General features: G+C 43.9%; 6 protein-coding genes. 1 reads left to right on the top strand and 5 read right to left on the bottom strand.

Going from position 1 to position 4,577, the window contains the following annotated elements:
* Positions 1–325: 325 nt before the first annotated feature.
* The 4 genes from Q0620_RS03950 to accD are packed head-to-tail and all read right to left on the bottom strand — an operon-like array spanning position 326 to position 3,047.
* Positions 326–1,327 (bottom strand): LapA family protein, encoded by a 1,002-nt coding sequence (locus Q0620_RS03950; RefSeq protein WP_291935720.1) that lies wholly within the window; start codon positions 1,325–1,327, stop codon positions 326–328.
* A 2-nt stretch (positions 1,328–1,329) separates the two neighbouring features.
* Entirely contained in the window at positions 1,330–1,686 is a 357-nt protein-coding gene (gene dksA / locus Q0620_RS03945) for an RNA polymerase-binding protein DksA (RefSeq protein ID WP_005872423.1), read from the bottom strand.
* 9 nt (positions 1,687–1,695) lie between these two features.
* The gene (locus tag Q0620_RS03940; protein WP_297904634.1) at positions 1,696–2,148 is read right to left on the bottom strand and encodes a 23S rRNA (pseudouridine(1915)-N(3))-methyltransferase RlmH; all 453 of its coding nucleotides are present in this window, start codon (positions 2,146–2,148) and stop codon (positions 1,696–1,698) included.
* Positions 2,148–3,047: an acetyl-CoA carboxylase, carboxyltransferase subunit beta gene (gene accD / locus Q0620_RS03935; RefSeq protein WP_291935702.1), complete on the bottom strand. Its 900-nt coding sequence runs from the start codon at positions 3,045–3,047 to the stop codon at positions 2,148–2,150. Before accD ends, Q0620_RS03940 begins: the two co-directional genes overlap by 1 nt.
* A gap of 93 nt (positions 3,048–3,140) precedes the next feature.
* Here accD and recO point away from each other — a divergent pair, with 93 nt between their 5' ends.
* Entirely contained in the window at positions 3,141–3,755 is a 615-nt protein-coding gene (gene recO, locus Q0620_RS03930; protein ID WP_298783304.1) for a recombination protein RecO, read from the top strand.
* Positions 3,756–3,925: 170 nt separating this feature from the next.
* Here recO and Q0620_RS03925 read toward each other — a convergent pair whose 3' ends face one another.
* Positions 3,926–4,492 carry a PAS domain-containing protein gene (locus Q0620_RS03925; RefSeq protein ID WP_297904625.1) on the bottom strand — a complete coding sequence of 189 codons (567 nt, stop codon included), beginning with the start codon at positions 4,490–4,492 and terminating at the stop codon, positions 3,926–3,928.
* Between the last annotated feature and the right edge of the window lie 85 nt (positions 4,493–4,577).

The following is a 4,577-nucleotide window of genomic DNA, read 5'->3' as shown; positions in this document are numbered from 1 at the left end:
CCGAGCAAACAACTTGCAAAACGCCGCACGGATTTTAAAATTTCAGCACTTTTATTCGGCTAGCAAGTCTTGCGCTTTATGTTTAAATTCTAAATTTCATCGCATAAATGCAAAACCCGTTTACGCGCGCACTACGCAAGCAAATCTTTTAAATTTTACCGCTTGCGCGCATTGATCTTTCGATAAATTTTAAAATTCCAAATTTGCGCGAGTTAGAATTTTATCCGCACTTTAAATTTTATCGCGCAGGCTGTGTTTAATAGACGCAAAGAGCTTAAAAGCAGCCTCTCTTACCCGCATAAAACGAACTCGTAAAATTACCGAGCTAAAATAACAGCGACGCAGGAACGTTTTTGCCGTTGTCACGCAAAAATAACAGAATTTTAAACTTCTCAAACTCGTCGCCGTCGGCAAGACTTAGCTGCTCTCTAAACTCGTCGATCATGCCAAGCTCATATAGCGCGTACAGATATGCCTCGGTCGCTTCTTGATTCTCGTTTTTGAGCCGCTCGAAAAAGGCTTTGTATTGCTCTGGAGCGAGATGATTTTTTAGCTTTTTAGCAAAGCCGATAAAATCCTGCTCGCTAAATTTTTCATTATTTACGAGATCGAAAAGCTCCTCGCTGCTGATCTCAAAGCTCGCGTCATTCACCGCGCGATCCACTAAAATATTTACCTCGGCTATATCTTGAGGAATTTTATAGGCTTTGATCTTATCGTAGCTTCCTTTGGCAAGCGCTACGGCATAGGCTTTTTTAGTGATATTTTCGCTATAAACGCCCTTGGTTTTTAAAATTTCATACGCATACGCAGGCTCGGCATCGAGGCGGTTGAGTTCGTTTTGTAAAAATAGTCCGTTATCTTTGGGGAGTTTATATTTTCGCAGATCCGCCACTTCGCCGTTTTTAACCTTCTCAATAACACCTATAACCTCCTTTAGATCCTCATTTTTGACGTCTATGCCGGTGCTATCGTACCACGGAGATAAAATTTTAGTAAGCTCACTCGGGTCTTTAAAATACTCGGTTTTAAAGTCTTTATTGGTATCAAGACCCAGCAAAACCTCTTTACTCATCGCATCGTATGCGCTTAGATCCTTTGCGATCGCCCTTTTTGTGCGGTAAAACGCGAAGCTATGAAAAACGATATGAAAAATCGCCAAAATCATATATAAAATTAACGGCAGTACGATCCACACTGCCACAGGAAGCGTAAGCGTAAAACCGAAAAGCCCCAGCGTATAGCTACTGCTTTGCTGCGTAAAAACTAAAATCGCGACGATTGCGATATAGACGATCGAATATAAAAAGAATTGCTTGGTTTTCATAGCTAACTCCTATTTTGCTTTTCCGCCTGTTCCTTGCACGAAATGCACAATCTCGCCTCCGGATTTACTTTAAGGCGCTCTAAGCTTATCTGCTCGCCGCAGCTCTCGCAAAGCCCATAAGTGCCGTTTTCGATGCGCTTAAGCGCGCTTTCGATCTCTAAAAACGCCTTTTGTTGATTAACATTGAGCGAGTATTCGATGCTTAAATCCGTATTCATACTCGCTACGTCAAAATCATCCGCAGCTTTATTTTCGCGCAATTCCGAAATTTCATTTACAGAGCTATTGATATTGGCGATGAGTTGCTCTCTTTTTTCTTCTAAAATTTTCTTGTAAAATTTCAACTCGTTTTTCTTCATTACTTCCCTTTATTTGTGATATGGATGGTTTGCGTTAATGCACAATGCGCGAAAAATTTGCTCAAAGAGCAAAAGTTTAGCGATTTTGTGCGCTAACGTAAGCCTGCTAAGACTAATTATTTTATCGGCTTTTGCCTTAAAATTTTCACTAAGCCCGTAAGCGCCGCCGATGAAAAACGACACGCTGCTTTTATCCTTTAGCATACTCGCAAATTCCATGCTGTCTAGCGCCTGCCCGCGCTCGTCCAAAGCTACGACGTAGCCGCTAAGGCGCGGTAGATAAGCTTCATCATACGCCATAAGTGCGAGTTCGCGGGACGCTGCTTGAGCGCGAGCGATATTAGCATTAAAAAATGTCTGCTCTCGCACCGCCGCAAATTTAGCTGCCATTTTTTTATAATCGCTTATCGCGCCTGCGAACTCGTCCGCGCCCTTTTGGATGGAATTTACCGTTATCTGCACTACTCTTCGCTTCCCTCTTCGTGTAGCGACTTATCGCTCGTGTCATCGATCTGCACGGCGTTTTTGCTAAGCACGTTGATTATATCGCTTAAATACTGTCTCATCTCAGCTCTAGGCACGATCGCATCAATTAATCCGTGCTCGAGCAGAAATTCCGATCTTTGAAAGCCCTCCGGCAGATCCGCGCCTATGGTTTGCTTGATAACGCGCTGTCCGGCAAAGCCGATAAGGGCGCCGGGCTCTGCGATGATGATATCTCCCAGCCATGCAAACGACGCGCTTACGCCGCCCATCGTAGGATCGGTAAGAACGGAGATGAAAGGAATTTTATGCTCGGATAAAATTTTAAGCGCGGCGGAGGTTTTGCTCATCTGCATCAGCGAAAAGGTGCTTTCTTGCATCCTTGCGCCGCCGCTTGCGCTTACGATGATTAGCGGCTCGTTTTTATCGAGGCTGCGCTTTACGGCGCGCACGATCTTCTCGCCCTCCACAGAGCCCAGGCTTCCGCCCATGAAGTTAAAATCAAACACCACGAGCTGAATTTTTTGGCGACTTATAGCGCCCTCGCCCGCAATCACCGCGCTTAGCCTGCCCGTTTTTTCTTTGCTCTCAGAGATGCGCTTTTTGTAGGATTTTTTATCGACGAATTTTAGTGGATCGACGGGCTGCAAATTTTGATCGTACTCCACGAACGAGCCCTCGTCGCAGATCAGATCGATGCGAGCCTGCGCGTCAAAACGAAGGTGATAGTTACACTTGGGGCAAACGCTATGATTTTGCTCGACCTCTTTGCTATACATCAGCGCGCCGCATCCCGGGCACTTTATCCAGTGCGTAGGAGCTTCGCTCGGCGCAGGTTGCGTCCTGCGTATTTTTGAAAATAGATCTCCAAAATTCATATGATTTCCTTTAAATTCTATGAAATGAAACTTCTGATTATAACCTAAAATTCTTTATTTAAATTTATATGTGAATTTCGCTAAAATAGGAAAATGCAAGGATTTATATTAAAAACGACCAAGGTTAGGGACGAGGACTGCATCGTGGACGTGCTAAGCGAAAGTGCGCTCGTGCGTGCGTATCGCTTTTACGGCGCGCGCCATTCAAACATCATCCAGGGCTATAAAATAGACTTCGAGCTCTCGCAAAATCAAAACTTCCTCCCGCGCCTTAGCGGAGTAATGCATCTGGGATACTCGTGGCTCGGAAACCGCGAGAAGCTGCTATTTTGGCAGCAATTTATGCGGCTTTTACACGCGCATCTAAAAGACGCCGAGCATCTGGATAAATTTTATTACGAGCTGCTAAACCACGCTGCTATGCGCTTTGGCAAACAAAATCCGCGTCGCATAATCGTAGAAAGCTACGCCGAAATTTTAAAATTTGAGGGGCGATTGCACGACGAGCCATATTGTTTTTTATGCGATGAGGAAATTTTAGAAAATATCGCGCTATGCCGCGGCTTTTTGCCCGCGCACGAGCTTTGCGCGCAAAGAGCGGGCTTTGCGCAGGATGAAATTTTAGAATTTTTACGAAGCAAAAAGACGCTAAATTTAAACGACGAAACGGTAGAGAGGCTCTACGACATAACGCTTGAGGGGCTTTGATCTGTAGCGCGTTTGATGTGGACGTGAAATTTCAAAGCTTAAACGCTAAATTTTAAAATTTAGCAGAATTTCAAAATTTTATGAACGGGCAGCTTCGTGCCTTATTTGTTTTGTTCCACAAGGCTGAATAATCCCGCATTGCGCGGGGTTTGCATTAAATTTTAACCGGACTAGCTAAAAAGCTTTTTCATCGCCTTAAAAAACATTGCGGTGAGCGGATTTGATTTGCCTGAGACCTTTGCGATCCAGCTCTCATAGGTCTCGCCTTTGCTTTTTAAAAAGTCCACGAGCGCCTTTTGGCTAGCCTGCATACCGCCGTTTCTTTCAGCATCCAGTAGCGCCCTATAAATTGGCTCTATAGTTTCGATCGTGGATCTTGGCGGAGCCTTGCGAAATGCCGTGTATTCGGTGATCTGCCCCGTCACGGGATCTTTTTTAGAAGTAAATTCCGTAATGACCCAATAAAAGCGCCCATCTTTGGCTAAATTTTTAACCACGGCGGTAAAATCCTTGCCTTGTTGTATCGTATCCCACATAAGCTTAAACGCTATTCGCGGCATATCCGGATGTCGTATGATGTTATGCGGCTGCCCCAAAAGCTCAAGCTCACTATAGCCACAAATCATACAAAAATACGGATTTGCAAACGTGATAATACCCTTCGGATCGGTTTTGGAAACGATATAGCGCTTCTCATCTAGTTTGATTTCCTGATTAATCGGAGTTGGTCTTTGCATTTTTAATCCTTTGCTTAAAAATTTATTGCAGAGTATATAAAATTTTTCTTTTCAGAAATATTAAATTTTCGTTAAATTTTTATAA

The organism is uncultured Campylobacter sp. (genome assembly GCF_938017615.1).
Classification (GTDB): domain Bacteria; phylum Campylobacterota; class Campylobacteria; order Campylobacterales; family Campylobacteraceae; genus Campylobacter_B.
This window is presented reverse-complemented; position numbering and strand designations above follow the sequence as displayed.

Excerpts from the sequence above, each read along its gene's own strand:
- Q0620_RS03950 (WP_291935720.1), bottom strand. The coding sequence starts at position 1,327 with ATGAAAACCAAGCAATTCTTTTTATATTCGATCGTCTATATCGCAATC.
- dksA (WP_005872423.1), bottom strand. The coding sequence starts at position 1,686 with ATGAAGAAAAACGAGTTGAAATTTTACAAGAAAATTTTAGAAGAAAAA.
- accD (WP_291935702.1), bottom strand. The coding sequence starts at position 3,047 with ATGAATTTTGGAGATCTATTTTCAAAAATACGCAGGACGCAACCTGCG.
- recO (WP_298783304.1), top strand. The coding sequence starts at position 3,141 with ATGCAAGGATTTATATTAAAAACGACCAAGGTTAGGGACGAGGACTGC.
- Q0620_RS03925 (WP_297904625.1), bottom strand. The coding sequence starts at position 4,492 with ATGCAAAGACCAACTCCGATTAATCAGGAAATCAAACTAGATGAGAAG.